Here is a 3,615-nt window from a genome sequence, read left to right on the forward strand (position 1 = left end):
GCGGCCGGGTGATGAAGGATGCGGTTCGTCGCGCGGGACGCTCAATCCCGCGCTTATGATTGGTTTGCCTAACCGCGCCATCGAACAGATCTCGAGAAGCTGGTCTTTTTGTTGCCAATCGCCTTCGGGAAACCGATGGGCATTGGCAATGTGAACAATCAAGTGTCTTAAGGGCAATTGGTGGATGCCTTGGCATGCACAGGCGATGAAGGACGTGATACGCTGCGATAAGCGTCGGGGAGGTGCGAATACCCTTTGATCCGACGATTTCCGAATGGGGAAACCCACCTAAGATACTTGGGAAATCAAAGTTGTTCTGGCTCACGGGCCGTACCGTCCGCCTTTGGCGGACTGGCCCTGCGCCGGCGCGCGCACCATGTGGTGCGACGGCCGGTCGGCCTTGCGAAGGCGTTGCCTTCGAAGGCGTGGGTTTTTTTTGAACTGCTTTGGTTTCCAAGTATCGATATTAGGTAACTTGACCTGAATACATAGGGTTAAGTGGCGAACGCGGGGAACTGAAACATCTAAGTACCCGTAGGAAAGGACATCAACCGAGACTCCGCAAGTAGTGGCGAGCGAACGCGGACCAGGCCAGTGGCGATCATGAGACAAGTGGAACCGTCTGGAAAGTCGGGCCATAGTGGGTGACAGCCCCGTACACGTAATGCGACTGATCGTCCTTGAGTAAGGCGGGACACGTGAAATCCTGTCTGAAATTCGGGGGACCACCCTCGAAGCCTAAGTACTCGTGCATGACCGATAGCGAACCAGTACCGTGAGGGAAAGGTGAAAAGCACCCCGACAAGGGGAGTGAAAGAGTACCTGAAACCGATTGCCTACAAACAGTGGGAGCCTGAAATGGTGACCACGTACCTTTTGTATAATGGGTCAGCGACTTAGTGTAGCGAGCAAGCTTAAGCCGGTAGGTGGAGGCGTAGCGAAAGCGAGTCTGAACAGGGCGTTCAGTTCGTTGCATTAGACCCGAAACCGAGTGATCTAGCCATGAGCAGGCTGAAGGTAAGGTAACACTTACTGGAGGGCCGAACCCATATCTGTTGCAATAGATCGGGATGACTTGTGGCTAGGGGTGAAAGGCCAATCAAACTCGGAAATAGCTGGTTCTCCGCGAAATCTATTTAGGTAGAGCGTCGACCGAATACCTCGGGGGGTAGAGCACTGGATGGGCTAGGGGTCCTCACCGGATTACCAAACCTAACCAAACTCCGAATACCCGAGAGTACTAGTCGGCAGACACACGGCGGGTGCTAACGTCCGTCGTGGAGAGGGAAACAACCCTGACCAACAGCTAAGGTCCCCAAGTCATGGCTAAGTGGGAAAGGATGTGAGGATCCCAAAACAACCAGGATGTTGGCTTAGAAGCAGCCATCATTTAAAGAAAGCGTAACAGCTCACTGGTCTAAATAAGGGTCTTTGCGCCGAAAATGTAACGGGGCTAAAGCCATGCACCGAAGCTTTGGGTTCACTCTTCGAGTGAGCGGTAGCGGAGCGTTCCGTAAGCCGATGAAGCCGTATCCGTGAGGAGCGGTGGAGGTATCGGAAGTGCGAATGCTGACATGAGTAACGATAAAGGGGGTGAGAGACCCCCTCGCCGAAAGTCCAAGGGTTCCTGCTTAAAGTTAATCTGAGCAGGGTTAGCCGGCCCCTAAGGCGAGGCCGAAAGGCGTAGTCGATGGGAACCACGTTAATATTCGTGGGCCTGTGGGTAGTGACGGATCGCGTGTGTTGTCCAACCTTATCGGATTGGTTGGGCAGCGAAGCGGTTCCAGGAAATAGCTCCCACTTATAGACCGTACCCGAAACCGACACAGGTGGACTGGTAGAGCATACCAAGGCGCTTGAGAGAACTCTGCTGAAGGAACTCGGCAAATTGCACGCGTAACTTCGGGATAAGCGTGACCCTTTCGCGGGCAACCGTGAGGGGGTGGCACAGACCAGGGGGTAGCGACTGTTTATCAAAAACACAGGGCTCTGCGAAGTCGCAAGACGACGTATAGGGTCTGACGCCTGCCCGGTGCTGGAAGGTTAAGAGGAGAGGTGCAAGCTTTGAATCGAAGCCCCAGTAAACGGCGGCCGTAACTATAACGGTCCTAAGGTAGCGAAATTCCTTGTCGGGTAAGTTCCGACCTGCACGAATGGCGTAACGACTTCCCCGCTGTCTCCAGCAGAGACTCAGTGAAATTGAATTCCCCGTGAAGATGCGGGGTTCCTGCGGTTAGACGGAAAGACCCCGTGCACCTTTACTATAGCTTTACACTGGCATTCGTGTCGGCATGTGTAGGATAGGTGGTAGACTTTGAAGCGAGGGCGCCAGCCTTCGTGGAGTCACCCTTGAAATACCACCCTTATCGTCATGGATGTCTAACCGCGGCCCGTCATCCGGGTCCGGGACAGTGTATGGTGGGTAGTTTGACTGGGGCGGTCGCCTCCTAAAGAGTAACGGAGGCGCGCGATGGTGGGCTCAGAACGGTCGGAAATCGTTCGCTGAGTGCAATGGCATAAGCCTGCCTGACTGCGAGACTGACAAGTCGAGCAGAGACGAAAGTCGGTCATAGTGATCCGGTGGTCCCGCGTGGAAGGGCCATCGCTCAACGGATAAAAGGTACGCCGGGGATAACAGGCTGATGACCCCCAAGAGTCCATATCGACGGGGTTGTTTGGCACCTCGATGTCGACTCATCGCATCCTGGGGCTGGAGCAGGTCCCAAGGGTATGGCTGTTCGCCATTTAAAGCGGTACGTGAGTTGGGTTCAGAACGTCGTGAGACAGTTCGGTCCCTATCTGCCGTGGGTGTAGGAATATTGACAGGATCTGTCCCTAGTACGAGAGGACCGGGATGGACGTATCTCTGGTGGACCTGTTGTGGCGCCAGCCGCATAGCAGGGTAGCTATATACGGAACGGATAACCGCTGAAGGCATCTAAGCGGGAAACCGACCTGAAAACGAGTATTCCCTGAGAGTCGTGGTAGACGACCACGTTGATAGGCCGGGTGTGGAAGTGCGGCAACGCATGAAGCTTACCGGTACTAATAACTCGATCGGCTTGATTGTTCACATTGCTCGTGCTCATCGCTTCGCGCTCACGCATGAGCGGGCCTTTGGCCCTATGCTCCGCGAGGGCGTCGGACGACCGGCGACGCGCAGTCGCGCTTGCGGGCTTTGCCCGAAAGCAGCGATTAACGGCGTCAAAGCACAAACAAGACCAGCGAACAGCCCATGAGTGGGCAGCAAATAGGATAACCCCTATTCGCTACTCACTACTCGCTATTCGCTCAAACCAGCTTCTCGAAAAAAACATGCGCTTTGCCGACCTGGTGGTCATGGCGGAGCGGCTGCACCCGATCCCATTCCGAACTCGGCCGTGAAACGCTCCAGCGCCAATGGTACTTCGTCTCAAGACGCGGGAGAGTAGGTCGCTGCCAGGTCTGCCAATCGCATGTTCCTTCTTCTCATTACGGAAACAGGCCGCAAAAAAACGGCAAGTCGCACAAAATGCTGCACGCGCAGCGCAACGCGGGGTGGAGCAGCCCGGTAGCTCGTCAGGCTCATAACCTGAAGGTCGCAGGTTCAAATCCTGCCCCCGCAACCAACGATTC

General features: G+C 55.2%; 1 tRNA gene and 2 rRNA genes. All 3 read left to right on the forward strand.

Annotated elements, in window-relative coordinates:
• The first annotated feature begins 156 nt into the window (after positions 1 to 156).
• The 3 genes from XW59_RS29125 to XW59_RS29135 all read left to right on the forward strand — a co-directional run bounded on the left by XW59_RS29125 (position 157) and on the right by XW59_RS29135 (position 3,608).
• Positions 157 to 3,070, forward strand: a 23S ribosomal RNA gene (locus XW59_RS29125).
• A gap of 259 nt (positions 3,071 to 3,329) precedes the next feature.
• Positions 3,330 to 3,444, forward strand: a 5S ribosomal RNA gene (rrf, locus tag XW59_RS29130).
• Between the two features lie 87 nt (positions 3,445 to 3,531).
• Positions 3,532 to 3,608, forward strand: a tRNA-Met gene (locus XW59_RS29135).
• The last annotated feature ends 7 nt before the right edge of the window (positions 3,609 to 3,615 follow it).

Source organism: Aquamicrobium sp. LC103 (assembly GCF_001014615.2).
GTDB lineage: Bacteria > Pseudomonadota > Alphaproteobacteria > Rhizobiales > Rhizobiaceae > LBCQ02.